The 26,067-nt window shown below is 72.6% G+C and carries 17 protein-coding genes and 2 pseudogenes; 15 read left to right on the plus strand and 4 right to left on the minus strand.

Annotated elements, in window-relative coordinates:
- Positions 1-7 precede the first annotated feature (7 nt).
- The 5 genes from ACSBPG_RS20770 to ACSBPG_RS20790 are packed head-to-tail and all read left to right on the plus strand — an operon-like array spanning position 8 to position 6,722.
- Positions 8-3,022, plus strand: coding sequence for a xanthine dehydrogenase family protein molybdopterin-binding subunit (locus tag ACSBPG_RS20770; protein ID WP_435539120.1), 3,015 nt, complete (start codon positions 8-10; stop codon positions 3,020-3,022).
- Entirely contained in the window at positions 3,019-3,846 is an 828-nt protein-coding gene (locus ACSBPG_RS20775) for an FAD binding domain-containing protein (protein ID WP_435539121.1), read from the plus strand. The genes ACSBPG_RS20770 and ACSBPG_RS20775 overlap by 4 nt, the downstream gene beginning before the upstream one ends.
- Positions 3,834-4,346, plus strand: coding sequence for a (2Fe-2S)-binding protein (locus ACSBPG_RS20780; protein WP_435539122.1), 513 nt, complete (start codon positions 3,834-3,836; stop codon positions 4,344-4,346). Before ACSBPG_RS20775 ends, ACSBPG_RS20780 begins: the two co-directional genes overlap by 13 nt.
- Positions 4,339-5,862 carry an AMP-binding protein gene (locus ACSBPG_RS20785; RefSeq protein WP_435539123.1) on the plus strand — a complete coding sequence of 508 codons (1,524 nt, stop codon included), beginning with the start codon at positions 4,339-4,341 and terminating at the stop codon, positions 5,860-5,862. Before ACSBPG_RS20780 ends, ACSBPG_RS20785 begins: the two co-directional genes overlap by 8 nt.
- A 53-nt stretch (positions 5,863-5,915) precedes the next feature.
- Positions 5,916-6,722 carry an enoyl-CoA hydratase/isomerase family protein gene (locus ACSBPG_RS20790; protein ID WP_435539124.1) on the plus strand — a complete coding sequence of 269 codons (807 nt, stop codon included), beginning with the start codon at positions 5,916-5,918 and terminating at the stop codon, positions 6,720-6,722.
- Between the two features lie 340 nt (positions 6,723-7,062).
- Here the strand turns inward: ACSBPG_RS20790 and ACSBPG_RS20795 are convergent, their stop codons facing one another.
- The 3 genes and pseudogenes from ACSBPG_RS20795 to ACSBPG_RS20805 form a co-directional block, all read right to left on the minus strand.
- A complete protein-coding gene (locus ACSBPG_RS20795) occupies positions 7,063-11,721 on the minus strand; it encodes a beta strand repeat-containing protein (RefSeq protein ID WP_435539125.1) in 4,659 nt (1,552 codons plus the stop codon).
- Entirely contained in the window at positions 11,718-12,758 is a 1,041-nt protein-coding gene (locus ACSBPG_RS20800) for a TIGR03032 family protein (protein ID WP_435539126.1), read from the minus strand. The genes ACSBPG_RS20795 and ACSBPG_RS20800 overlap by 4 nt, the downstream gene beginning before the upstream one ends.
- 334 nt (positions 12,759-13,092) lie before the next feature.
- Positions 13,093-13,257: pseudogene (locus tag ACSBPG_RS20805) on the minus strand (IS3 family transposase); the annotation flags it as partial.
- A 190-nt stretch (positions 13,258-13,447) separates the two neighbouring features.
- Between ACSBPG_RS20805 and ACSBPG_RS20810 the strand changes: the two are divergent.
- The 10 genes and pseudogenes from ACSBPG_RS20810 (at position 13,448) to ACSBPG_RS20855 (ending at position 25,014) form a co-directional block, all read left to right on the plus strand.
- Positions 13,448-13,834 (plus strand): ester cyclase, encoded by a 387-nt coding sequence (locus tag ACSBPG_RS20810; protein ID WP_435539127.1) that lies wholly within the window; start codon positions 13,448-13,450, stop codon positions 13,832-13,834.
- A gap of 357 nt (positions 13,835-14,191) precedes the next feature.
- Positions 14,192-14,746, plus strand: a complete 555-nt coding sequence (locus tag ACSBPG_RS20815; RefSeq protein WP_435539128.1) for a hypothetical protein — start codon at positions 14,192-14,194, stop codon at positions 14,744-14,746.
- Positions 14,747-15,189: 443 nt separating this feature from the next.
- Positions 15,190-15,939: an ABC transporter ATP-binding protein gene (locus ACSBPG_RS20820; RefSeq protein ID WP_435539129.1), complete on the plus strand. Its 750-nt coding sequence runs from the start codon at positions 15,190-15,192 to the stop codon at positions 15,937-15,939.
- Entirely contained in the window at positions 15,932-16,633 is a 702-nt protein-coding gene (locus ACSBPG_RS20825; protein ID WP_435539130.1) for an ABC transporter ATP-binding protein, read from the plus strand. The genes ACSBPG_RS20820 and ACSBPG_RS20825 overlap by 8 nt, the downstream gene beginning before the upstream one ends.
- 16 nt (positions 16,634-16,649) lie before the next feature.
- Positions 16,650-17,525 (plus strand): annotated as a pseudogene (locus ACSBPG_RS20830) (branched-chain amino acid ABC transporter permease); the annotation flags it as partial.
- A 72-nt stretch (positions 17,526-17,597) separates the two neighbouring features.
- Positions 17,598-18,548: a branched-chain amino acid ABC transporter permease gene (locus ACSBPG_RS20835; RefSeq protein ID WP_435539157.1), complete on the plus strand. Its 951-nt coding sequence runs from the start codon at positions 17,598-17,600 to the stop codon at positions 18,546-18,548.
- A gap of 54 nt (positions 18,549-18,602) precedes the next feature.
- Positions 18,603-19,838 (plus strand): ABC transporter substrate-binding protein, encoded by a 1,236-nt coding sequence (locus tag ACSBPG_RS20840; protein ID WP_435539131.1) that lies wholly within the window; start codon positions 18,603-18,605, stop codon positions 19,836-19,838.
- Positions 19,839-19,887: 49 nt separating this feature from the next.
- A complete protein-coding gene (locus ACSBPG_RS20845) occupies positions 19,888-20,688 on the plus strand; it encodes a helix-turn-helix domain-containing protein (RefSeq protein WP_435539132.1) in 801 nt (266 codons plus the stop codon).
- 31 nt (positions 20,689-20,719) lie between these two features.
- Positions 20,720-21,691, plus strand: coding sequence for an ornithine cyclodeaminase family protein (locus ACSBPG_RS20850; RefSeq protein WP_435539133.1), 972 nt, complete (start codon positions 20,720-20,722; stop codon positions 21,689-21,691).
- A complete protein-coding gene (locus tag ACSBPG_RS20855; protein ID WP_435539134.1) occupies positions 21,688-25,014 on the plus strand; it encodes a molybdopterin-dependent oxidoreductase in 3,327 nt (1,108 codons plus the stop codon). The genes ACSBPG_RS20850 and ACSBPG_RS20855 overlap by 4 nt, the downstream gene beginning before the upstream one ends.
- A gap of 76 nt (positions 25,015-25,090) precedes the next feature.
- Here the strand turns inward: ACSBPG_RS20855 and ACSBPG_RS20860 are convergent, their stop codons facing one another.
- Positions 25,091-26,050: a DMT family transporter gene (locus tag ACSBPG_RS20860; protein ID WP_435539135.1), complete on the minus strand. Its 960-nt coding sequence runs from the start codon at positions 26,048-26,050 to the stop codon at positions 25,091-25,093.
- Between the last annotated feature and the right edge of the window lie 17 nt (positions 26,051-26,067).

The following is a 26,067-nucleotide window of genomic DNA, read 5'->3' on the forward strand; positions in this document are numbered from 1 at the left end:
GGACCCCATGGCCGCGCCGACCACCCTCGACCGCGCCGCCCGCACCGCCGCCGCCGAACCGTCGCTGGTCGGCCGGCCGGTGCCGCGGGTGGAGGACGCCGCGATCCTGCGCGGCGACGCCCGCTACGGTGACGACCTGCCGGTCAAGCCCGGCACGCTGCACGCCGCCGTCCTGCGGTCGCCCCACGCGCACGCCGAGATCCGCGCCGTCGACACGGCGGCGGCCCGCGCCCTGCCGGGCGTGGCGGCGGTGATCACCGGCGCCGACATCGGCGACGTCGCCGCGCCGTTCCTGGTCGGCGTGCGGGTGCCGATGGAGCACTGGTGCCTCGCCCGCGACCGCGTGCGCCACGTCGGCGAGCCGGTGGCCGTGGTGCTGGCGGAGAGCCGCTACCTCGCCGAGGACGCGCTCGACGCGGTGCGCGTCGACTACGCGCCGCTGCCGCCGGTGATGGGCTTCGATGCGGCCCTGGCCGCGGATTCGCCGCCGCTCCATCCGGCCATCGGCAGCAACCTCGTCAACCGCCGCGACTTCGTCTACGGCGATCCCGACGCCGCCTTCGCCGCGGCCCCCCACCGCATCGCGGCGACCGTGGAGTTCCCGCGCAACGCCTGCACCCCCATGGAGTGCTTCGTCGTCGTCGCCGACTACGACGCGGCGGAGGACGCCTACCAGGTGCTCTCCAACTTCTCCGGGCCGTTCGCCGTGCACCCCGTGATGGCGCGGGCGCTGCGCGTGCCGACGGCGCGCCTGCGCCTGGTCTCGCCGCCCCATTCCGGCGGCAGCTTCGGCAACAAGCAGGCGGTCTTCCCCTACGTCGTGCTGATGGGCGTCTGCGCCCGCCTCGCCGGCCGCCCCGTCAAGTGGGTGGAGGACCGGCTGGAGCACCTGATGGCCGCGACCTCGGCGACGGCGCGGCGCACGTCCCTGGAGGCGGCGGTCGACGGCGACGGCCGGGTGCTGGCCCTGCGCATGGAGCAGACGGAAGACTGCGGCGCCTATCTGCGGGCTCCCGAGCCGGCATCGCTCTACCGCAACCACGGCAACCTCACCGGCGCCTACGACATCCGCCACCTCGCCGTCGCGAACCGCATCGTCGTCACCAACAAGACGCCGACCGGCCTCAACCGCGGCTTCGGCGGCGGCCAGCTCTACTTCGCCCTGGAGCGGCTGATGCAGCGCATCGCCGCGACCTTGCGGCTCGACCCGCTCGACGTCATCCGCCGCAACCTGGTGCCGGCCGAGGCCATGCCCTACCGCACCGCCTCGGGCGGGCTGCTGGATTCCGGCGACTTCCCGGCGACGCTGGAGGAAACGGTGGAGCGCGGCGGCCTCGCCGACCTCGTCGCGCGGCGCGATGCGGCGCGGGCCCAGGGACGCCTCTACGGCATCGGCTACGCCGCGGCGGTGGAGCCGTCGATCTCCAACATGGGCTACATCACGACCGTCCTGACGCCGGAGGAGCGGCGCAAGGCCGGGCCCAAGAACGGCGCCCAGGCCACCGCCACGGTGGCCATCGACCCCACCGGCGGCGTCACCGTCTCCGCCGCCTCGGTCCCCCAGGGGCAGGGGCACCGCACGGTGCTGGCCCAGGTGGTGGCCGACGCGCTGGGGCTGCGCCTGGAGGACGTCCGCGTCGTCACCGAGTTCGACACGGGCAAGGACGCCTGGTCGATCGCCTCGGGCAACTACTCCAGCCGCTTCGCCGGAGCGGTGGCGGGGGCGGCGCAGATCGCCGCGACCCGCCTGCGCGACCGCCTGGCCCGGCAGGCCGCCGCCCAGCTCAACGCGCGGCCCGAGGACGTCCGCTTCGGCGGCGGCACGCTCTACGCCGTCGACAACCCGGAGAACGCGCTGTCCTTCGGCCGGGTCGCCGCGGCCGGCCACTGGGCTCCCGGCACGCTGCCCGACGGCACCGAGGCGGCCCTGCGCGAGACCGCCTTCTGGACGCCGGAGCCGCTGGTGGCGCCCGACGACGCCGACCACATCAACAGCTCCGCCTGCTACGGCTTCATCCTCGACGCCTGCGGCGTCGAGGTCGACCGCGCGACCGGAGCGGTGCGCATCGACCGCTACGTCACCATGCACGACGCGGGACGCCTGCTGAACCCGCTGCTGGTCGAGGGCCAGATCCTCGGCGCCTTCGCCCACGGCGTCGGCGTGGCCCTCTACGAGGAGTACGCGTACGGCGAGGACGGCCGCTTCCTCTCCGGCACCTTCGCCGACTATCTCGTCCCCACCGCCTGTGAGGTGCCGGTGCCGGAGATCCTGCACCGGGAATCCCCCTCCCCGGTCACGCCGCTGGGCGCCAAGGGGGTGGGCGAGGGCAACTGCATGACGACGCCGGTGTGCCTCGCCAACGCCGTCGCCGACGCGCTGGGCGTCGACGACCTCGCCCTGCCGCTGACCCCGGCCAAGCTGCACCGCCTGATCCAGCCCGACGAGCCGCCGCGGCCGCCCGGCGCCGCGGCGCCTGCGCCGCCCGCGGCCGGCGAGGCGCCCGGCCTGACCGGCGAGGGCGAGCGCACGGTGCCCGCCCCGCCGGAGCGGGTGTGGGAGATCCTGCTCGACCCCGTCGAGCTGGCCGCCCTGCTGCCGGGCTGCAAGGCGCTGGACCGCGCCGGCCCCGACGCCTACCGCGCCGAGGTGGTGGTCGGCGTCGGCCCGATCCGCGCCCGCTACACCGCCGAGGTGGCGCTGTCCGACCTCGACCCGCCGCACGCCCTCACCCTGGCCGGCAGCGGGGCGAGCGCGCTCGGCACCGGCCGCGGCCGCGGCCGGGTGACCCTGGAGGCGGTGCCGGAGGGAACGCGCGTCACCTACCGCTACACGGCCGCGGTCGGCGGCAAGGTCGCCGCGGTCGGCGGGCGCATGCTGGACAGCGCGGCGCGCATGCTGATCGGCCAGTTCTTCGAGCGCCTGGTGGCCCGCGCCGGCCGGCCGGCCGGCGCGACGGCCGCCGCGGCGCCGGCACCGTCGCTGCTGACGCGCCTGCTGCGCCTGCTGGGGATCCGCCGATGAAGCCCGCACCCTTCGACTATCTCCGCCCCGGCTCGCTGGCCGAGGCGCTGGCCGCCCTGGCCGAGGACGGCGAGGACGCCCGCGTCGTCGCCGGCGGCCAGTCGCTGATGCCGATGCTCAACATGCGCCTGGTGCAACCACGCCGCCTCATCGACCTCGCCCGGCTCGAGGAGCTGCGGGTGCTGGAGGTGCGGGACGGCGCGCTCACCGTCGGCGCCGCCGTCACCCAGGCCGAGGTGCTGGCCCGGCCGACCCTGGCGCGGGAGGTGCCGCTGCTCGCCGCCGCCCTGCCCTGGGTCGGCCACTTCCAGACGCGCAACCGCGGCACGCTGTGCGGTTCCGTCGCCCACGCCGATCCCAGCGCCGAGATCCCGCTGGTGCTGGCGGCGCTGGACGGCGAGGTGGTGCTGCGCTCGGCCCGGCGGTCGCGCCGGGTGCCGGCGGCCGCCTTCGCCGTCGGTCCCTTGAGCACCGTGCGCGAGCCCGACGAGATCGTCGAGGCCGTGCGCTTCCCCCTGCTGCCGCCCGGTCGCCGCTGCGCCTTCCGCGAGGTCGCCATGCGCCATGGCGACTTCGCCATCGTCGCCTGCGCCGCGGTGGTCGGCGACGACGGCCTGCGGCTGGCGGTGGGCGGCGTCGCCGACCGCCCGACGGTGCGCGACTGGCCGCGCCTCGGCGGGACGGCCCTCGACGAGGCCCTGAACGCCTTCGCCTGGGACCTCGGCGGCGACGACGACCAGCACGCCACCGCCCACTACCGCCGCGCCCTGGTCCGCCGGATCGGGCGGGCCGTTCTCGAGGAGGCCGCGTCATGCCCGCTCTGAGCGCCGCCGCGCGCCATCCCGTCACCCTCACCCTGAACGGCGCCGCGCGCACCGGCCACGCCGACCCGCGCATGCTGCTGAGCGACTTCCTGCGCCACGAGCTGGGCGCCCACGGCACGCGCGTCGGCTGCGAGCACGGGGTGTGCGGCGCCTGCACCGTGCGCGTCGACGGCGTGGCCGTGCGCGCCTGCCTGATGCTGGCGGTGCAGGCGGACGGCCGCCGTGTCGACACGGTGGAGGGGCTGGCTCCCGCCGCCGGCCGGCTGAGCGCGCTCCAGGAGGCGTTCCGCCGCCACCACGCGCTGCAGTGCGGCTTCTGCACGTCGGGCATCCTGATGTCGCTGGCGGACTTCCTGGACCGCCGCCCCCGCCCCACCGAGGAGGAGATCCGAGACATGCTGAGCGGCCATCTCTGCCGCTGCACGGGCTATGCCGGCATCGTCCGCGCCGTGCTGGACGTGACGGGGCAGCTTCCCGCCGCGGAGGCCGCCCATGTTTGACCTCGGCCGCACCATCCTGGCGTCCGTCGAGCGCAACCCGGGCGCGCTCGCCATCGTCGACGGCGCCGTCCGCCTGAGCTACGCGGACTGGCTGGAGCGCATCCTCACGGTGGTCGGCGCGTTCGACCGCCTCGGCGTCGGCCGCGGCGACCGCATCGCCGCGGCGCTGCAGAACACCTGGGAGATGGCGACCCTGCACTGGGCCTGCCAGATCGCCGGCGTCACCATGGTGCCGCTGAACTGGCGCATCAAGGCGGACGAGCTGGACTACTGCCTGCCCGACGCCGAGGTGCGGCTGCTGGTGTTCCAGGACGTGTCGGCCGAGGCCGTGGCCGGCTCCGCCGCCGCGACCGCCCTGCCCCGCATCGTCGCCGGCGGCGCCGCGGCGGCGGGCGCCCTGCCCTTCGCGTCGCTGCTCGACGGCGCTCCGGCGGCGGCCGATCCGCGGGCGACGCCCGAGGACGTGTCGCTGTTCCTCTACACCTCGGGCACCACCGGCAAGCCCAAGGGGGTGCCGCGGCGCCACCGCGCCGAGCGCGCCGCCGCCGTCGCCCACGTCGCGCAGAACTGCTACGCCTATGGCGAGCGCACGCTGGGCGTCATGCCGCTCTACCACACCATGGGCGTGCGTTCGCTGCTCGCCATGGCCCTGGTGGACGGCTGCTTCGTCTGCCAGCCGCGCTTCGACACCGGCGGCGCGCTGGCGCTGATCCGGGCGGAGAGGCTGACCTGCCTCTATCTCGTGCCGACGCTCTACCACGACCTGCTCGCCGATCCCCGTTTCGCGGCGACCGACGTCGCGTCGGTGCGCAAGCTGGGCTTCGCCGGGGCGCCGATGACCGACGGGCTGCTGCGACGGCTCGACGCCGCCTTCCGGCCGGACCTCTTCGTCAACCACTACGGCTCGTCGGAGATCTACACCTTCACCATCAACCAGAACGCCGCGGCCAAGCCGGGATCGGCGGGACGGGCGGCGATCAACCAGCGCATCCGCGTCGTCCGCCTCGACGCCGACGACCCCGCCGCCACCTGCCCCGCCGGCGTGGAAGGGCAGATCGTCGCCGATCTCGCCGGGGACGAGGCGTTCGAGGGCTATTGGCGGCGGCCCGACGCCGACGCCAAGGCGCTGCGCCACGGCTGGTACTTCACCGGCGACACCGGCTGGTTCGACGCCGACGGCGACCTCTTCGTCACCGGCCGGGTCGACGACATGATCATCACCGGCGGCGAGAACGTCTCGCCGGTGGAGGTGGAGAGCGTGCTGTCGCTGCTGCCCGGCGTCGTCGAGGCGGCCGTCGTCGGCCTGCCCGACGAGCGCTGGGGCCAGAAGGTGGTGGCCTTCGTCAAGCGCGCGCCCGGCCTGGAGCGCGCGGCCATCGACGCCCATTGCCGCGCCTCGGGCCTCGCCAACTTCAAGCGGCCGCGCGAGGTCGTCTTCCTCGACGCCATCCCGAAGTCGCCGGTCGGCAAGATCCTGCGCCGCAAGCTGCTGGCCGGGGAGTTCGAGCCGGAATAGCCGCGCCCTCCCTGCCCCGTCATCCCGTCCCTCGCCTCCAAGGAGATGCCGCCATGGCCGATCCCCACACCCTCGCCCCCGACCTGCCCGCGGCCCCCGACGGCTTCCGCGTCGTCATCGACGCCGACCGCGAGCGCGCCGACATCGTGCTGTGCCGGCCGCCCCTCAACATCATCTCCATGCCCGAGCGCGACCAGCTCCGCGTCACCTTCGAGGCGCTGGACGCCGACCCGCGGGTGCGCGTCGTCGTGCTGCGCGCCGAGGGGGAGCACTTCTCCAGCGGCGGCGACATCAAGGGCTTCATGGAGGCCTCGCCCGAGCACGTGTCCAAGCTGGCCTGGAACATCGCGGCGCCGGCCCGCTGCAGCAAGCCGGTGATCGCCGCCAACCGCGGCTACTGCTTCGGCGTCGGCTTCGAGATCTCGCTGGCCTGCGACTTCCGCATCTGCACCGACACCACCCTCTACGCCCTGCCGGAGCAGAAGCTGGGGCAGATCCCCGGCTCGGGCGGCTCGGCGCGCCTCCAGAAGATCGTCGGCGTCACGCGCACCAAGGACATCGTCATGCGCTCCCGCCGCATCCCCGGCCGCCAGGCCCACGACTGGGGGGTCGCCACGGAATGCGTCGCCGACGCCGAGCTGGAGGCCGCCACCGACGCGCTGGTGGACGAGCTGCGCGGCTTCTCGCCGCTGGCGCAGCGGACCGCCAAGAAGCTGCTGAACGACACCGAGGACGCCACGCTGACGGTCGCCATCGAGCTGGAGGGCCACTGCTACAGCCGCCTGCGGACGTCCCACGACTTCAAGGAAGGCGTCGAGGCCTTCCACGGCAAGCGCAAGCCGGCCTTCACCGGCGCCTGAAGCGGCGGCCGACCCGCCGTGCGGCGGCGGCCTCGGCGTCGGGCTGGGCGCGCGTCACTTCGGCAGGACGTACGGCGACGCGACGAACCGAGCGTCGCCATCACCCGATGCCGCACTCCGGGCCGAGCGCTGCCATCGAACTCATGATGGAACAGTGCGGCCGGACACGCGCCGACCTGGAACCGATGATCGGCTCCAGCGGACGCATGTCGGAGGTCCTCAACCGCCGTCGCGCCTTGTCGCTGCCGGTGATCCCCTGCCGATGGTCCGGCGTCTCTCCCATGGATTGCGGATTCCCGTGGAGATCGTGGTCCGGCCCTACGACCTGCAAGGCGCCGCGCTACGACGCCAGCACGGTGATGTCGCTGTGGGTGAGGGTGCGGGTGTCCAGGGTGGCGATGACCACCGCCGCACCCGTACCGGAGCCGTCGGCATCGAACGACAGCACGCCGGTCGCCGTGTCGAACACGAACCAGTCGTCGCCGTCCACCGACGCGCCCAGCGCGAAGTGCTGCGCCGACAGCACGCCGGCCGCCAGGTTGCCGAAGTTCGGGCTCAGCACCGCGACCATGTCCTCGCCGGAGGTGAAGTCGGTGATGGTGTCGCCGCCCTCTTCGGCGCTGTCGTAGCGGAACAGATCCGCGCCGCCGCCGCCGGTAAGCGTGTCGGCGCCGAGCCCGCCCGCCAGCGTGTCGTTGCCGAGGTTGCCGTGCAGCACGTCGGCCTCGCGGTTGCCCCATACCTGGTCGTCGTCCTGGCCGCCGAACAGCGTGTCCGAGCCCTGGCCGCCGAACAGCGTGTCGGACCCGAGCTGGCCGTACGCCTCGTCCGAGCCGAGCTGGCCGTAGCCGGTGTCGCCGTCCTGGCCGCCGAACAGGGTGTCGGAATCCTGACCCCCGAACAGGGTGTCCGCGCCCCAGTTGCCGTAGAGGGCGTCGTTCTGCCGGTTGCCGAACAACAGATCGTTGCCCTCGCCGCCCGTCACCGTGTCGTTGCCGCCGTCGCCGTACAGCACGTCCGCCCCGCCCTCGGAACCGACGACGTCGTCACCGTCGCCGCCGCGCAACGTGTCGTCGTCCGCCCCCAGCACGATGTACTGGGCGCTGCCGTCCCCCACCACCGACTGCGCTCCGGCGCCGCCGGTCACCCGCACCGCCCCCACCACCGCGGCGAACGACACGTTGTCGAGCTGGATCACCGTGCCCGACGGCAGCGCCGTGGCGTCGATCACCAGCGCCTCGCGCGCCGTGGCGCCGGCCGGCGTGTTGCCGGTGATGATCAGCGGGGTCGCGGGCGCCGCGCCGGCCGCCGCCGTCGGCACGATGGTGCGCACGGTCAGCTGGGCGTCCGCCGGCAGGCCGGAGAGGAAGCTCTGGCCCACCCCGGTCATCTCCGCCTGGGAGGCGGGCTGGGAGGTGGTCCGCGCCTGGATCGCCTGGATCAGCCCGGCGGTGGCGGCCGCCGGGGTCTGCGCCGTCGTGACGCCCTCCATCCGCAGGCCGAGCCCCGTCGGCACGCTGGCCTGCAGCACCGTCTGGCCGGTGGCCGCGTCCGTCGCCAGCGGGATGTCGGCCCCCGCGGTGGTGGCGTTGGCATCGCTGCGGTCGGCCGTCACCGTCGGCACCTCGACGACCTCGATCACCGCGCCGCCGCTGGTGGTCAGGCGCTGCTGCTGCACCTGCACCCCGTCCACCGTGCTCGTCGTGTTGGAGGTCGACACCACCGTCACCTGCTCGCCCACCACCGGCGTCGTCACCGTCGTCGTCCCGCCGCCGTTGTCGGGTGGCGCCGGCGCGACGGCGGTGGTGAAGGTCAGCCCGGTGGTGGTCGAGATCCCCGCGTACGCGTTGCCCGCCCGGTCGGCCAGGGCCGTGCCCGCGACCTGGACGAAATAGCCCGTCCCATAGGCCAGGGTGCCGCCGGGGTCCAGGGTCACCACGGTGCCGCTGACCGTCGCCGTGCCGCCGGCCGAGCCGATGCCCGTCGAGAGATCGAAGGTCTCCACCGGCGTGCCCGGCGTGTCCGCCCGGTAGAGCGACGCCGTCGGCGCCGTCGTCCCGGCCACCACGGTCTCGCTGAAGGTGAGGATCACCGATTGGGTCAGGTCGACGCCCGTGGCACTGGCCGACGGTGTCGATTGGGACAGCGTCGGCGCCGCCGTGTCGATGGTCACCACCAGGTCGGACGACGCCGCCGACGTGTTCCCCGCCCCGTCCGTGGCCTGCGCCGTCAGCGTGTGCGCCCCGTCCAGCAGCGTGCCCGGCGCGATCGTCCACGCCCCCGCGCCGGCCACGGTCGCCGTGCCCACCGCCGTCCCGCCGTCGTAGAGCACCACGGTGCCCGCCTCGGCCACCGTCCCGGTGACCGTCGGGGTCGCGTCCGAGGTGATGCCGTCGCCCGTCGCGCCGGTGTCGTCGGTGAAGCCGGCCAGGGTCGGCGCCGCCGGGACGGTGGTGTCGATGGTCACCGTCAGCGCCGAACTGGCGGCCGAGCCGATCCCCGCCACCCTGGACGTCGCGGTCAGCGAATGGCCGCCCGCCCCCAGCGACGCCGACGTGATCGTCCACAGGCCGGAGCCGTCCGCCGTCGCGGTGCCCAGGGCCGCGGCGCCCTCGTACAGCACGACGGTCGCGGTCGCCGCCGCCGTGCCGGTGATCGCCGGGGCGGTGACGTTGGTCAGACTGTCGGCGGTCGATCCGCTGTTCGACGCGGCCGTCAGCGCCAACCCGGCGGGCGGCGGCGACACGCCGCGCAACAGGATCGTGTCGCCGGCGGCGTTGCCGATCAGCGCGTCGAGCGCCCCGTCGCCGTCGATGTCGACGATGCTCGGCCGGGCGTAGCCGTCGCCGCCGGAGTTGGCGAGCCCGAAGGGGTTGCTGCCCTCCAGCGTGAAGCTGGGCGCTCCCGACGCGCCGACGTTGCGGAACACGACGGTGTCCCCGTCGCCGTTGCCGACGACCATGTCGAGGTCGCCGTCGCCGTCGATGTCGACCACCGACGGCGTCGCGTAGCCCGGATTGCTGGCGCCCGTGACATTGTCGAGCCCGAAGGGATTGGTGCCGGCCAGCGTGAAGCTCGGCGACGACGACGTCCCGTCGTTCCGGTAGAACAGAAAGTCGCCGGGCTGGGTGCCGACCAGCGCGTCGAGATCGTCGTCGCCATCGACGTCCAGGAAGCTCAGGGCGGTCTGCTTCACGCTGCTGGACAGACCGAAGGGCTCGGTGCCGACCAGCGCGAAGCTGGGCGATGACGTGGTGCCGTCGTTCCGGAAGTAGACCGGGTCGCCGTCCGTTGCGCTGGTGATGAAGGCGTCGAGATCGCCGTCGCCGTCGAGGTCCTGGAAGTCCGCGGTGGCGTAGTTGCCGATGTCGGTCAGGCCGAACGGGTTCGAGCCGATGAGCGTGAAGGTGGGCGCGGTCGCCGTGCCGTCGTTGCGATAGAAATGGACCTGGCCGTCCCCGGCGCTGAACATCGCGTCGAGGTCGTTGTCGCCGTCGATGTCCACGAACGTCGGGCGGGCGAAGTTCTGTCGGGTCAGACCGAAGGGGTTGGTGCCGGCAAGCGAGAAGGACGGCGCGTTGAGGACCGCCACGGCCCGCCCGTTCAGCGCTCCGGCCGCGTTGCCCGCCGCGTCCCCCGTGACGGCGCCGGACCCCGGCGGCGTGTAGTCCACCGTGACGCCCTGATAGTCGGTCGCCCCGGAGTCCAGGGTCAGCACCACCGTCTTGCCGCTGGTCGCGACGGCGGTCACCGTGCGCGGCGCGCCGCCCGCCGTCACCGTGAAGGCGGACGTCGCCGCCGCCGCTCCGTCCAGCGCCTCCGAATAGGTCAGGGTCAGCCGGGTGCCGGTCAGAACCGCCGACTGCAGCGTCGGCGCCGACGTGTCGATGGTCACCGCCAGGGCGGAGGACGCCGCCGACGTTTCGCCCCAGGAGACGCTGGCCGCGGTCAGCGAGTGGGTGCCGCGGGACAGCGACGTCGAGGTGATGGTCCACAGCCCCGAGCCGTCCGCCGTCGCCGTGCCGCGGGCCGTCGCACCCTCGTACAGCACCACCTTCGTCCCGGCGTCCGCCGTGCCGGTGATCGCCGGCGTGGTGTCGTTGGTCAGACTGTCGGAGGTGGAACCGCTGTTCGACGCCGCCGCCAGCTCGAGTCCGGTCGGCGCCGACAGCACCGTGGTGCCGTTGCGCAGCAGGACCGTGCTGCCGCTGCTGACGCCGATCAGCGCGTCGATATCCCCATCCCCGTCAAGGTCGCCAAGCGCGAGGGTGGCATAGGTGTCGGCGGGAACCAGACCGAAGGGATTCGTGCCGGCCAGCACGAAGGTGGGTGCCGTCGACGTGCCGTCGTTGCGGTAGAACAGGATCTGCCCGGCCGCGTTGCCGACCAGCGCGTCGAGTAGGCCATCGCCGTCGACGTCCGCCAGGTTGGGCGACGCGACGCCGTCGACATTGCTGAAGCCGAACGCGTTGGTGCCCTCCAGCGTGAAGCTGGGCGCCGTCGAACTTCCCACATTCCGGAAGACCACCAGGCCGCCGTCCTGGTTCCCGACGATCGCGTCGAGAAGGTCGTCGCCGTCGATGTCCGCCAGGGTGGGCGACGCGTAACCGCCGACGTCGCTGAAGCCGAACGCGTTGGTGCCCTCCAGCGTGAAGCTGGGCGCCGTCGAACTCCCCACATTCCGGAAGACCACCAAGCCGCCGTCCTGGTTCCCGACGATCGCGTCGAGAAGGTCGTCGCCGTCGATGTCCCGGAACTCCGGACTGGCATACCCCCCGACGGATTCCAGGCCGAAGGGATTGGTGCCGATCAGGGTGACGCTGGGCGAGGTGATCGTGCCGACGTTGCGATAGACCGTGATGTTGCCGTCGGCGGACCCGATCGCCACGTCGAGGTCGTTGTCGCCGTCGATGTCGACGAAGGTCGGGCGGTTGTAGGCGTGGCCGCCGCCCAGACCGAAGGCGTTGGTGCCCGCAACGGTGAATGTCGGGTTGCTCACGTCTCAACTCTCCCCTGGGTCGGCACGTCCGGTTCGGTCTGCGTTGGCAGGACGGGGGTGCGCGCCTCGGGCCGGCGGGCGCCGGCCAGCACGGCCACGTCGTACAATTCGTCCACCGTGTGGTGGATGGTCAGGGCGTGGGCCAAGGTGCCGGTGGTGATGTCCACCACGGCGAGGCCGCAGCGCGCGCCGACGCCCTTGGCCGCCAGCCGGTCGTCCAGCGGCAGGCCCTCGAAGGTGCTGTTGCCCCGCCGGGGCCGCGACAGCCCGATCACCGCCCACTTGCCGACGAAGGACAGGCCGCGGGCGTAGCCGGGGCAGAAGCACACCGCTTCGAACCGCCCGCTGGTCAGGTCGACGGTGCCGAACTCGCCGGTGCCGGAATTCAGGAGCCACAGCCGGCCGTCGCGCAGCCGTGGCGAATGGGGCATCGACAGGCCGCCGCAGACGGTCTCGCCCGACGCCACGTCGATGAGAACGCCACCCGCCACCCGATGCTCGCGCCAGCCTTCCATCGCGTCGGTGCGGGCGAAGGCCGTCACATAGGCCGGCCGCCCCTCGCCGTCGAGCGCCAGCCCGTTCAGATGGCAGCGGTCCTCGGCCTTCATCTCGCTGACGAAGGGCGGCCGCCACAGCGGGTGGAAACCGCCGCCCGGCCCGGGCACGGCCAGGCAACTGAAGGCGGTGTTGACGAACACCGGCCGGCCGTCGCCGCCGACCGCGATGTCGTGGATGTCGACGTCTCCGGTGGCCAGGCACTGGCGCGGCTCGAACAGGCGGTCGGAGCCGTTGGCGGTCCGGGCCCCGTCGGGAAGGACGTTGTCGAAGCGCCAGAGATGGGCCTCGCCGCCGACCCACAGGGTCTGCCCGTCGCTCCACATCCCCTGGCAGCGGGGGATCCGCCGGACCTGCGCCCGCAAGCGGTCGCCGGCGCCGAGCCCGAGCAGGAACAGCCGGCCGGACTGGTAGGTGGTGAAGGCCACCGCCGCCCCCTCGCCGGCCAGCCAGTCTCCGAAACGCGGGCTGCCGTCGATCATCGGCGGCGCCGCGGAATCGGCATGCACATGTGAAATGGCGTCACCCATCTCGCCACCCTTGGTCGCGCGCGCTGCAATGCCGCAGAGCAGCCTGAGGGGAATCAATCATTACCCGATTTTTACCAAGCGCAGAGTGGGTGGCTGCAAATGTCGTCTTGAGGGAAGGCACTCATATGGGCTTTGGAGCATTCTGTCATTCCCATAGATATGGGATGACGCCCGTACATCTCATGTGGAGTTGATTGCCGATCACCACGGCGCGGCGGCTCGTCCGTGCACCAAAGACTTGAAAAAACATGGGCGGCGTGCAACGGGCGCGTTCCGCTCGACGGTGTCACGCCGCCATGGCGGCGTCCTCGGTGCGAGCATGGTGGTGCGTCTCGGCCTCGGCGGGAGGAATGTTGCCGATCGGCTCGATGAGGCGCCGGTGGTCGACCCGGTCGACCGATTGCTGGGTGGCGAGCTCGACGGTGTTCGGAGTGCGCCACCGGCCGCGGCGCGCACGGATCGCCGCCCGCTGCGAGGCGTGCTCCCCAGCCTGCCCGAGCACCACCGGAACCGTACGCTTGCGGACTTCGGGGGCGAATCTGGGTAATGTCTGCTCCGTCTCGATGCCCCCGTCTTCTCGGAAAACGGGGCCTCCGGAGAACCCGGCGCGGTTCACATCATGGATAGCTTGGAGTTGTGTCATGCCTGGAAGCGGCCTCCCGGACATTTACCGCGACTATATCTCCTGCCTGAACAAGCAGGATTGGCAGAACTTGTCGAGGTTCGTCCACGAGGATGTTCGCTACAACGGCAAGCGAATAGGGCTGTCGGGCTATCGCGAGATGCTCGAAGCGGACTTCCGCGCAATCCCCGACCTCAGCTTCAACATCGAGCTGCTGGTCTCCGAGCCGCCGCGCATCGCAAGCCGTCTCATGTTCGACTGCACGCCGACCGGCGTGCTGTTCGATCTCCCGGTCAACGGCAGGAGAGTCCAGTTCGCCGAGAACGTCTTCTATGAATTTCTTGACGGTCGGATCGAGACCGTCTGGTCGGTCATCGACAAGGCCGCCATCGCTTCTCAGCTCTAGGTTCTGCGCGAGAGCCCGCTTCCGGCCGGCCTCGGCGACGCTTGCAAGTCCGGCACCGCCGCGGTGAACGGCGCGCCGTCCCGGCGGTGCCGACCCGATGTTCGTCATCAGCCCCGCACCGGGGAGCGGTGGTTCGATGCCGACGGCTCGGGGGTGAGCGTCGTGCCCGCGAAGAGAACGGCGACAGCGAGCGGTGCCGATCCGGTGGAAACCTGCCCATGGGCAGAAGCTGCCGGTGCAGATCCATCGGGCGCCGGCGCCGCCGACACCGGGAACGGCGCGTTTCAGGCCGCGCGACGTGGCACGACCGTTGCATTTTCCACCCGTGACCGATGTCGCAACAGGTGGAGGGCGAACGTGCAGATTCCTGGTCACCACGCGCCAGCCGACCGCATCGCGGCCCCCGATCGCGCCAAGCCGCCGGGCGAGGAGCGGCCGGCCGGCGTCCGCGGCTTCGCGGACCTCATGTCGACGGTGTCCGAGGCGGCCGACGCTGCGGCGTCACCGGCATCGCCGGCGGCGGCCCGCGAGGCCGAGGACATCGCACGGATGCAGCGGGATCTGGCGGCGTACAAGCGCGAACGGGACAAGATCGTCCAGGGCCGGACGATCGATCCGCCGGCGACGCAGATGGCGCTGCCCGTGAACGACCTGGGCTACATGCCTTATGTCACGGCGGACCAGCAGAAGCTGATGGACCGCATCACCGACTCCTACCTCGGCCGGCCGCAGTGGGAGATGGAGAAGATGTGGCGGGAGCTGGAGGCGAACGGCGTCACGCCGGACCAGCTGGTCCGCTCGGCGAAGTACTTCATCAATCTCGACGGCGAGATCGTGAGCCGCGCGGTGGCCATGGGCGGCCAGCGGTCCGCGCCGTCCGCCGGAACGGCCTGGACGGCATCGAGCGTCTGACACTGTCGGGCGGAACGGACGCCCCACCCCGACCCTCCCCCGCTGCGCCGGGAAAGGGTCGGGGTGGGGCGTCCGTGTGTCATGGTTTCGCCTCGGGGGCGTGAGATCGCGCCCGCGCGAGGGGCGTTGCGCCGACGCAAGGCCGGCCGCCCTGGGCGTGGCGGGCGGACAATGTCGTCTGTGATCGGCCCGTTGAGCCCCTGATCAACGCGCGCAGGCCGCGCCGCCGCACTCCCATGAAGAACCCGGGCCGGGCGGGACGCCGGCGCCGGGCGCGGGCGCCGGCTCCTGGATTTCCTGAGTTGAATATCGGAAACTTTCGCGTAGCATCGTGTCACTGATCGTCCGAGCTCGTTCGGAACCCCGGCTTCCCGGCGACAGTGAAACGTGCCCGCCGCGCCGTGCGGGCCGCGGCGACACCAACAGGCAGCGGGGCAGGCAGGGTGTACGTTCTCCAAGCGACGGGACTGAGCAAGGAGTTCGGCGGCTTCCACGCCGTCTCCGGCGTCGATTTCGGCCTGCGGGACGGCGCCGTCCATGCGGTGATCGGGCCGAACGGCGCCGGCAAGACCACGCTGTTCAACCTGCTCTCGCGTTTCCTCGACCCCACGAAGGGGCGCATCCTGCACAAGGGGGACGACGTCACGGGCCTGAGCCCGGCGGCGCTGGCGCGGCGCGGGGTTGTGCGGTCCTTCCAGATCTCCGCGGTGTTCGCCGGTCTGTCCGTGCGCGAGAACGTGGAGCTGGCGCTGCTGCACCGCAACGGGCTCGCCTGGAACCTGCTGGGCACCGTCGGCCGCCGGCCGGCGGTCCGCCGCCGCGCGCTGGAGCTGATCGAGCGCTTCGGCCTGTCGGACCTCGCGGAGACGACGGCCGCCAACCTCTCCTACGGCCGCAAGCGGGTGCTGGAGCTCGCCACCACGCTGGCCCTCGACCCCGCGGTCCTGCTGCTGGACGAGCCGATGGCTGGCCTCGGGCACGAGGACATCGGCCGCGTCACCGACCTGATCCGCGAGGCGGGCGCCGGCCGCACCATCCTGCTGGTGGAGCACAACATGCGCGTGGTCGCCGAATTGGCGGACACCATCACCGTCATGGTGCGCGGCCGGATCCTCGCCGAGGGGACCTACGCCGAGGTGTCCGCCCGGCCCGATGTGATGGCCGCCTACACGGGGAGCCAGCCCGATGCCTGAAACCCTGTCGGTCGCCGGCCTGAAGGCCTGGTACGGCGAATCCCAGGTGCTGCACGGCATGGACTTCCAGGTCCGGGCGGGCGAGGTCGTCACGCTGCTCGGCCGCAACGGGGCGGGCAAGACGACGACGCTGCGCGCCATCATGGGGCTGGTGCCGAGGCGCAGCGGCTCCATCCGCCACGACGGGGCGGAGCTGACGGCGGCGGCGCCCCACCGCATCGCCCGGCGTGGCATCGCGCTCTGCCCGGAGGAGCGGGGGATCTTCTCCAGCCTCACGGTGCGGGAGAACCTCCTGCTGCCGCCCGAGGTGAAGCCGGGCGGCATGACGGTCGAGGAGATCCTCGCCCTCTTCCCCAACCTGCGCGAGCGGCTGGGCAGCCAGGGCACCAAGCTGTCGGGCGGCGAGCAGCAGATGCTCGCGCTGGGCCGCATCCTGCGCACCGGGGCGCGCATCCTCCTGCTCGACGAGCCGACGGAAGGGCTGGCCCCGGTCATCGTCCAGCAGATCGGCGCCACCGTGAAGACGCTGAAGGCGCTGGGCTTCACCGTGCTGCTGGTGGAGCAGAACGTGGCCTTCGCCGCCGGTCTCGCCGACCGTCACTACGTGGTCGAGCTCGGCCGCGTGGTGGACGAGATCGACGGCGGCGCCTTCGCCGGCCGCATGGATTCCCTCAAGACCTACCTCGGCGTCTGAAGAAGGGCCGCCCGCCATGACCACCATCCTCGGCGTTCCCGCCGCCGTGCTGTTCGGTCAGCTCCTGCTGGGGCTCATCAACGGCGCCTTCTACGCGATGCTGAGCCTGGGGCTCGCCGTCATCTTCGGGATGATGAACATCGTCAACTTCGCGCACGGCGCGCTCTACATGATGGGCGCGGTCGCCGCCTGGATGCTGCTGGAGCATCTGGGGGTGGGCTACTGGTGGGCCCTGCTCGTCGCGCCGGTGGCGGTGGGCGCCTTCGGCATCCTGATCGAACGGACGATGCTGCGGCCGCTCTACCGGCTCGACCACCTCTACGGCATGCTGCTGACCTTCGGCCTGTCGCTGATCGTCCAGGGGGTGTTCCGCGACTGGTTCGGCTCCTCCGGCATGCCCTACGCCATCCCGGCGGCGCTGAGCGGCGGCACCAACCTGGGCTTCATGTTCCTGCCCAACTACCGGGCCTGGGTGATCGTCGCCTCGCTGGTGGTGTGCCTCGGCACCTGGTACGTGATCGAGCGGACCAAGCTCGGCTCCTACCTGCGGGCGGCGACGGAGAACCCGTCGCTGGTGCAGGCCTTCGGCATCGACGTGCCGCGCATGGTGATGCTGACCTACGGCGGCGGCGTGGCGCTGGCGGCGCTGGCCGGCGTGCTGGCGGCGCCGATCTACCAGGTCAACCCGCTGATGGGCGCCGACATCCTGATCGTCGTCTTCGCGGTGGTGGTGATCGGCGGCATGGGCTCCATCATGGGCGCCATCGTCACCGGCTTCCTGGTGGGGATCGTCGAAGGGCTGACGCGCGCCTTCTACCCGGAGGCCTCGTCCACCGTCGTCTTCGTCCTGATGGCCGTCGTCCTCCTGCTGCGCCCGGCCGGCCTCTTCGGCTCCAAGGCCGAGGCGGCGACCGGACACCAGGCGACGGCCAGCGCCGGCACGCCCTCGCCGCGGGCGGATCTGGTGGGCTTCGGCGCGCTGGCGCTGGCGCTGCTGGCGGCCCCCGCCGTCGTCTATCCCGGCTTCCTGATGAAGGCCATGCTGTTCGGGCTGTTCGCCTGTGCCTTCAACCTGATCGCCGGCTACGGACGGCTCGTGTCCTTCGGCCACGCCATGTTCCTGGGCTCCGCCGGCTACGTCTCGGCCCACGCCGCCAAGGTCTGGGGCCTGACGCCGGAGCTGGCGATCCTGGCCGGCACCGCCACCGCGGCGCTGCTGGGGCTCGTCTCCGGCTGGCTGGCGATCCGGCGCAGCGGCATCTACTTCGCCATGGTGACGCTGGCGCTGGCGCAGATGGTCTATTTCGTGGCGCTCCAGGCCCCCTTCACCGGCGGCGAGGACGGCATCCAGGGCGTGCCGCGCGGCCACCTGTTCGGCGTGTTCGACCTGAACGACCACGGCACGCTCTACCTGTTCGTGCTGACGGTCTTCCTGCTCGGCTTCCTGCTGATCCTGCGCGTCGTGCGCTCGCCCTTCGGACAGGTGCTGAAGGCGATCCGCGAGCACGAGCCGCGGGCGCAGTCGCTGGGCTTCGCCACCGAGCGCTACAAGCTTGTCGCCTTCGTCCTCTCGGCCGCCCTGTCCGGGCTGGCCGGGGCCACCAAGGCGATCGTGCTCCAGCTCGCCACGCTCAGCGACGTCCACTGGTCGATGTCGGGCGAGGTGCTGCTGATGACCTTCCTCGGCGGCGTCGGCACCATCTTCGGGCCGCTGACCGGCGCCTTCATCGTCATCGCGATGCAGAACTACCTCGCCACCCTCGGCCAGTGGGTGACGGTGATCCACGGCGCGATCTTCGTCGCGTGCGTGCTGGCCTTCCGCCGCGGCCTCGTCGGCGAGCTGGCCGACCTCGTCCACCGCCGCCGCGCGCGGCCCGCGGCCTCCTCCGCCCTCGCGCCGGCGCGGGCGGAATAGGACGTCGACAAATTCCACCATAAGAAACCTTCGTCGAACACAGGAGAGCAGAGCATGGTCCACAACTTGGTCGGCATCCTTCGCGGCGCGCTCCTCGGCGCCACCGCCATCGGCCTTTCGGCCCTCGCCGCGGCCCCCGCGGCGGCGCAGGTCAGCGACGACGTGGTGAAGATCGGCGTCCTCACCGACATGTCCGGCCAGTGGTCGGACATGAACGGGCCCGGCTCGCTGGAGGCGGCGACGATGGCGGCGGAGGATTTCGGCGGCACGGTGCTGGGCAAGCCGATCCAGGTCGTCGGCGCCGACCATCTGCACAAGGCGGACGTCGGCTCCGGCATCGCCCGGCGCTGGATCGAGAACGAGCAGGTGGACGCGCTCGCCGACCTGACCAACAGCGCGGTGGCCCTGGCCGTGCAGCAGATCACCCGCGACGCCAACCGCATCGCGCTGTTCACCTCTCCCGGCACGACGGACCTGACGGGCAAGCAGTGCTCCCCCACCGGCTTCCAGTGGGTGTACGACAACTATTCCAACGCCATCGGCCCGGTGGACGCGCTGGTCAAGAAGGGCCTCGACACCTGGTACTTCGTCACCGCCGACTTCGCCTTCGGCCATTCGCTGGAGAAGATCGCGGGCGAGGCCCTGAAGAAGAGCGGCGGCACGGTGGTCGGCTCGATCCGCCACCCCTTCAACAGCAACGACCTGTCGCCCTTCCTGCTGCCGGCCCAGGCCTCCGGCGCCAAGGTGATCATGCTCGCCAGCGCGGGCAAGGACATGACCACCGCCATCAAGCAGGCCAACGAGTTCGGCATCATCGCCGGCGGCCAGACGGTGACGGCGCCGGTCATGTTCATTTCCGACGTGCACGCGCTGGGGCTGCAGACGGCGCAGGGGATCTCCTTCATCGAGGGCTTCTACTGGGACCTCGACGACGAGACCCGGGCCTTCGCCAAGCGCTTCTTCGAGCGGCGCAAGGCCATGCCGACCAGCCTGCAGGCCGGCGTCTATTCCTCCGTGACCCACTATCTCAAGGCCATCCAGGCCGCCGGCACCGACGAGGCGAAGGCGGTCGCCGCCAAGATGCGCGAGCTGCCGGTCAACGACTTCTTCGCCAAGGGCGGCAAGGTGCGCGAGGACGGCCGCATGGTCCACGACATGTACCTGGTGGAGGTCAAGAAGCCGTCGGAATCCAAGCAGCCGTGGGACTACTACAAGGTCCTTGCAACCGTTCCCGGCGATCAGGCATTCCTGCCGCTGGCACAGAGCGAATGCCCGCTCGTGAAGAAATAAGGCGGCACCGGCGGAGCCGCGGCTCCGCCACGACCGTCCGGAGGAGGATATGTCCAGCGTTGCCGATCCGAAAATCCCCGCCGCCGGCGGCGAGCCGCCGTCCGGCGAGGGGCCGGCCAAGGCCGGGCGCGGAAAGACCGGGTCCGCGAGCGGCGGTCCCAAGCGGGCGTCCGGCGGCGCGGGCCGCCGCAACGCCCCCGTCCCCGGCGAGCCGGAGGTGATGTCCGCCCCCGCCGTGATCCCGGCGCGGTTCGCGGCATCCTCCGCCCCGCCCAGCGACCGCGCCGACCTCGGCCTGAAGCTGAAGCGGGCGCGGATCGCGCGCGACTGGACCTTGGAGGAGGTGGCGCAGCGCACGGGAGTGGCCCGCTCCACCCTGTCCAAGATCGAGAACGGACAGATGTCGCCGACCTACGACGTGCTGCAGAAGATCACCCGCGGCATGGACCTGGACCTGGTGGAACTGTTCGACGGCCGGCAGCAGGTCGCCCCCTTCGGGCGGCGCAGCGTCACCCGGGCTGGCGGCGGCAAGCTGCACCCGACCAGCACCTACGAGTACGAGGTGCTGGCGACCGACCTGTTCCGCAAGCAGATGCTCCCCTTCAAGGCGACCATCCACGCCCGAAGCCTGGACGACTTCGACGGCTGGGTGCGCCACGAGGGGGAGGAATTCCTCTGCGTGCTCACCGGCCGGGTGGAGGTCTTCACGGAATTCTACGCCCCGGTGACGCTGGAGCCGGGCGACAGCATCTATTTCGACAGCGCGATGGGGCATGCCCTCGTGTCCGTCGGCGACGCGGACGCGGAGGTGCTGTGGATCTGCACCGGCGCCGCGCCGCCATTGGTCTGAGCGCGTCCCGTCCGGACGAGGAGTTGGGTTGATGATGCACGTCTACGGTGCCGAGCAGATCGACGCCGCACTGCCCTATGATCGGCTGGTCGCGGCGCTTGGCCGCGCCTTCGCCGCCGGCCGGGAGGAATCGCCGGTCCGCCAGGCCTACGAGGTGGGCGCCGCCGGCGCCACGGCGCACCTGCTGACCATGCCCGCCTGGCGCCGCGGCGAGGCGATCGGCGTCAAGCTGGTGAACGTCTTCCCCGGCAACGCCGCGCGCCAGCTGGGGGCGGTCAGCGCGCTCTACGCGCTGTTCGACGGCGCGACCGGCCTGCCCCGCGCCGTGCTGGATGGCGAGGCGCTGACCAACCGCCGCACCTCGGCCGCGTCGGCGCTCGCCTCCACCCACCTGTCCCGGCCGGACAGCCGGGTGCTGACGGTGCTGGGCACCGGCCGCCTCGCCCCGCACCTCGCCGCCGCCCACGCCGCCGTCCGGCCGATCGAACGCATCCTGGTGTGGGGCCGCTCGCCGGCGCGCGCGGCGCGGACCGCGGCGGACCTCGAGGCGCGGGGGCTGCGGGCCGAAGCGGTGGCCGACCTGTCCGCCGCCGTCGCCGAGGCGGACATCGTCACCGCCGCCACCACGTCCACCGTGCCGCTGGTGCTCGGCCGCGACGTGCGGCCCGGCACCCATGTCGACCTGGTCGGCGCCTTCACGCCCGCCATGCGGGAGAGCGACGACGCGCTGCTGGCCGCCGCCGCCGTCTACGTCGACACCCTGGACGGCGCGCTCGCCGAGGCGGGCGACCTGCTCCAGCCCATCAGGACCGGTGCCTTCGCGGCCGACCGGGTGCTGGGCGACCTGCACGGCCTCTGTTCCGGCCGGGTGGCCGGCCGCAGGAGCGCCGACCAGATCACCCTGTTCAAGTCGGTGGGCGCGGCGCTGGAGGATCTGGTGGCCGCCGAGCTGGTGGCGGCCGAACCAGTGGTGGCCCAACCGGTGGTGGACGGGGCGCCATGACGGTCGTCGAGAAGGTCGGCTTCTGCACCCTCTGCCGCTCCCGCTGCGGCACCGTCAACGTCGTGGAGGACGGGCGGCTCGTCGCCGTCAGGCCGAACCCCGCGCACCCCACCGGCAAGGCGCTCTGTCCCAAGGGCCGCGCCGCGCCCGAGATCGCCCACAGCGCCCGGCGCCTGACCACGCCGCTGCGCCGCACGGCTCCCAAGGGAGCCGCGGATGCCGGCTTCGTGCCCATCGGCTGGGACGAGGCGCTGGACGAGATCGCCGCCCGGCTCGGCGCCATCCGGCGGGAGAGCGGGCCGGAGGCGGTGGCCTTCGCGGTCACCTCCGGCTCCTCCTCGTCGATGTCCGACAGCCTGGACTGGGTGCAGCGCTTCATCCGCGGCTTCGGCAGCCCGAACACCTGCTTCTCCACCGAGATCTGCAACTGGCACAAGGACAACGCCCACGCCTTCACCTTCGGCTGCGGGCTGCCGGTGGCGGACGTCCGCAATTCCGACCTCGTCCTGCTGTGGGGGCACAATCCCGCCAACGTCTGGCTGGCGCAGGCGGAGGCGATCGGTGCCGCGCGGGCGCGCGGCGCGCGCCTCGCCGTCATCGATCCGCGGCCGGCCGGCTCGGCCCGCGACGCCGACCTGTGGCTGCGCGTGCGGCCCGGCACCGACGCCGCACTGGCCCTCGGTCTCGCCCGGCGCCTGATCGAACGCGACGCCTTCGACGACGCCTTCGTCCGCGAATGGACCAACGCCCCCCTGCTGGTGCGGGAGGACGACGGCCGCTTCCTGCGCGGCCGCGACGTCGGGCTGGACACGGCGCCCGACGCCGTCCTCGCCTGGGACGAGACGGCGGGTGCGGCGGTTCCCGCGGCCCCGCACCCGGCCGCCGCCGCCCTGCGCGCCCGCGTCACGGTCGCCGGCATCCCCTGCCGCACCGCGTTCGACCTCTACGCCGAGGCGGCCGCCCCCTACGATCCCGCCACCGTCGAGCGGCTGACCGGCGTCCCGGCCGGGCAGGTCGAGGCGCTCGCGGACGCCATCGCCGCCGCCCGCTCGGTCTGCTATCACGGCTGGACCGGGGTGGGCCAGCACAGCAACGCCACCCAGACCGAGCGCGCCATCGCCACGCTCTACGCGCTCACCGGCTCCTTCGACGCGCCGGGCGGCAACGTCCGCATGCCGGCGCTGCCGGTGCCGGCCCTCCACTCCATGGCGATGATCCCGGAGGAGACGCGCGCCCGCACGCTGGGGCTCGCCGAGCGCCCGCTGGGTCCGCCCGCCGACGGCTGGATCACCGCGAGCGATCTCTACGACGCCGTGCTCGACCGCCGCCCCTACCCGGTGCGGGCGCTGTTCGCGCTGGGCTCCAACCTGCTGGTCTCCCATCCCGCTCCGGAACGCGGGCGGCGGGCCCTGGAGGCGCTGGAATTCCAGGTCCACGTCGACCTGTTCCTCAATCCCACGGCCGCCACCGCCGACATCGTCCTGCCCGCCAGCAGCCCCTGGGAGATCGAGGCGCTGCGCCTCGGCTTCGAGATCTCGCCGGAGGCCCAGGAGCTGGTGCAGCTCCGCCAACCCATCGTCCCGCGCCAGGGCGACAGCCGCTCCGATCTCTGGATCGTCTTCCAGCTCGCCAAGCGGCTGGGCATGGGCGACCTGTTCTTCGACGGCGCGGTGGAGGCCGGCTGGAACCACCTGCTCGCCCCGCTCGGCCTCGACGTCGACACGCTGCGCCGGCATCCCGAGGGCGTCCGCGTCCCCCTGCCCCACCGCCACCGCAAGCACCGGGAGGCCGGGTTCGCCACCGAGACCGGGCGCGCCGAGCTCTATTCCGAGCGGCTGCACCGCCACGGCTACGACCCGGTGCCGCGCTTCGTCCCGCCGACGGACGCCGCGGACGAGGCGTTCCCGCTGACCGCCCTGTCGGCCAACGTCGGCTGGTTCTGCCACAGCCAGCACCGCGGCATCACCGCGCTGCGCCGCAAGCGGCCGGAACCGGTGGCCGAGCTCCACCCCGACACCGCCGCGGCCCATGGGATCGCCGACGGCGACCGCATGCGCATCGTCAGCCGCAGCGGCGCCATGGAGGTCCGCGCCGCGCTCAACCCGTCGCTGGCGCGGGAGGTGGTGGCGGCCGACTACGGCTGGTGGCAGGCGGCCCCGGACCTGGGATTGCCCGGCTACTTCCCGGCCGACGGGCCGCCCACCGCCAACTTCAACTCGCTGGTGGACGAGCGGCGGCGCGACCCGCTCAGCGGCGCCCTGGCGATGCGCTCGACCGCCTGCCGCGTCGAACGCGCGTCGGCCGGTCCCTGGCGTGGCTTCCGCCGGTTCCTCGTCGCCGAGCGCCGGGCGGAGACGGCCGAGGTGGTGGCGCTGCGCCTGGTGCCGGAGGACGGCGGACCGCTCGCCTCCTTCCGGCCCGGCCAGTTCATCGGGCTGCGCATCGGCGGCGTGGTCCGTTCCTACTCGCTGACGTCGTCCGCCACGGGGACCACCGCCACGGGGGGCGCCACGGCGCCGCGCGACTACGCCATCGCCGTGCGACGGATCGCCGGCGGCGCCCTGTCGCCGACCGTCGCCGACGCGCTGCGCCCCGGCGACGTCGTCGAGGTGCAGGCACCGTCGGGCGACTTCGTGCTGCCGCTGGCCAACGAGTTCCCGGTCGTGCTGATCGCCGGCGGCATCGGCATCACGCCCTTCCTCTCCTACCTGGAGACCTTGACCGGCGCGCCGGGCGAGCCGCACGTCGTCCTCCACCACGGCTGCCGCGACGGCGCCAGCCATCCCTTCGCCGCCCGCCTCGCGGCGCTGTCCGACCGTCTGCCCAACCTGACCCTGGTCACCCATTACAGCCGCCCCCGGGCCGGGGACCGTTGCGACCGGCGGCAGCGCTTCGCCGCGGCCGCCATCGACGAGGAGCTCATCCGGGCCCGCGCCCGCTTCTACGTCTGTGCCGGCGACGCGATGATGGACGAGGTGACGGCGGGCCTGCGGGCCCGCGGCGTGCCGCCGTTCGAGATCTTCCGGGAACGGTTCCGCTCGCCGGACGCCATCGTCGGCGACGGTCCCGCATCCTGCTCCGTGCGCTTCGCCCGCGCCGGCCGCACCCTGACCTGGACCCCCGAGGCCGGCCCCCTGCTCGCGTTCGCCGAGCGCGCGGGCGTGGACCTCCCCAGCGGTTGTCGCGTCGGCCAGTGCGAGAGCTGCGTCGTGGACGTGCTGTCCGGCGGCGTGCGCCATCTCGTCGATCCCGCCGACCTGGAGGAGGGCCGGTGCCTCGCCTGCCAGGCCGTCCCGACGGGCGATCTCGTGCTCGACGCCTGAGGGCCGTCGCCGGGGCCTGGGCGCGGCCGTCGCCGACGCACGGTCGGAACCGGCCCCCCCGGGGCGCCCGGTGCGATCATCGCGCCGAGGCCGGTTTCGGCCCGGCCTCCGCGAGCGGAGCGTGCGGCCGATGCGCCGCGACGCACGAGAGCACGCTGCCGATCACGCAGACGAGGGCGGCGAGCTCCATCGTGGTCGGCAGCCGCTGCTCCCAGAGGAAGCCGTAGAGCAGCGCGAAGATGGTTTCGAACAGGATCATCTGGCCGACCAGGGTGAGCGGCAGCAGGCGGCTCATCCGGTTCCAGCAGGCGTTGCCGACGATCGAGGCGAGGAACGCCAGGCCGCTCACGACGGCGGCGAAGTGCAGCCACTCGCCGACGGCATGGCCGCGCGGATCGATCAGGAAGGCCGGAACCGCGAGCAGCAGCGCCTGCGCGCCCGTCACCACGCCGGTCAGCAAACTCCAGTCGTGCCCGGAGACGTGGTCGAGCCGGGCAAGCCAGCGGCTGTTGCCCACGGCATAGGCCGTCCAGGAGGCGAGCGCGCCGACCGCGCAGAGCAGTCCCGTGACCTGGACCGTCTGCGATCCGGCGCCGCCGCCGCCCAGGGACTGAAGCCCGATGCAGAGGATGCCGGCGCCGCCGAGCACGAGCGAGGGCAGGAGCTTGCGGACCGGAACCGCGTCGTGGTCCCGGCTGCCGATGATGGTGACGGCGACCGGCAGGAAACCGACGACCAGCGAGGTCATCGCCATGCCGCCCAGTTGCACGGCGGTGGCGAGCAGGGCGTAATAGAGGATGTTGCCGAGCAGGCTCAGCCAGACCAGCGCCCACCACTCCGCGCCGCCGAGACCCGCGCACAAGGCCCGCCAGCGCGGGGCGACGAGCACCACGGCAAAGAGGCCGTAGGCCAGGTAGCGCCCGGCGGCGAGCTGGAGCGGCGCGAATTCCCGGGCCAGCTCCGGGGCGAGGAAAACCAGCCCCCAGAGCGCCCCGGCGGCGACGCCGCAGCCGATCCCCAACCAAGTCCTGCTCATTGCGATCCCGCGCCTCA

It is taken from the genome of Azospirillum sp. ST 5-10, assembly GCF_051225715.1.
Taxonomy (GTDB): Bacteria; Pseudomonadota; Alphaproteobacteria; order Azospirillales; family Azospirillaceae; genus Azospirillum.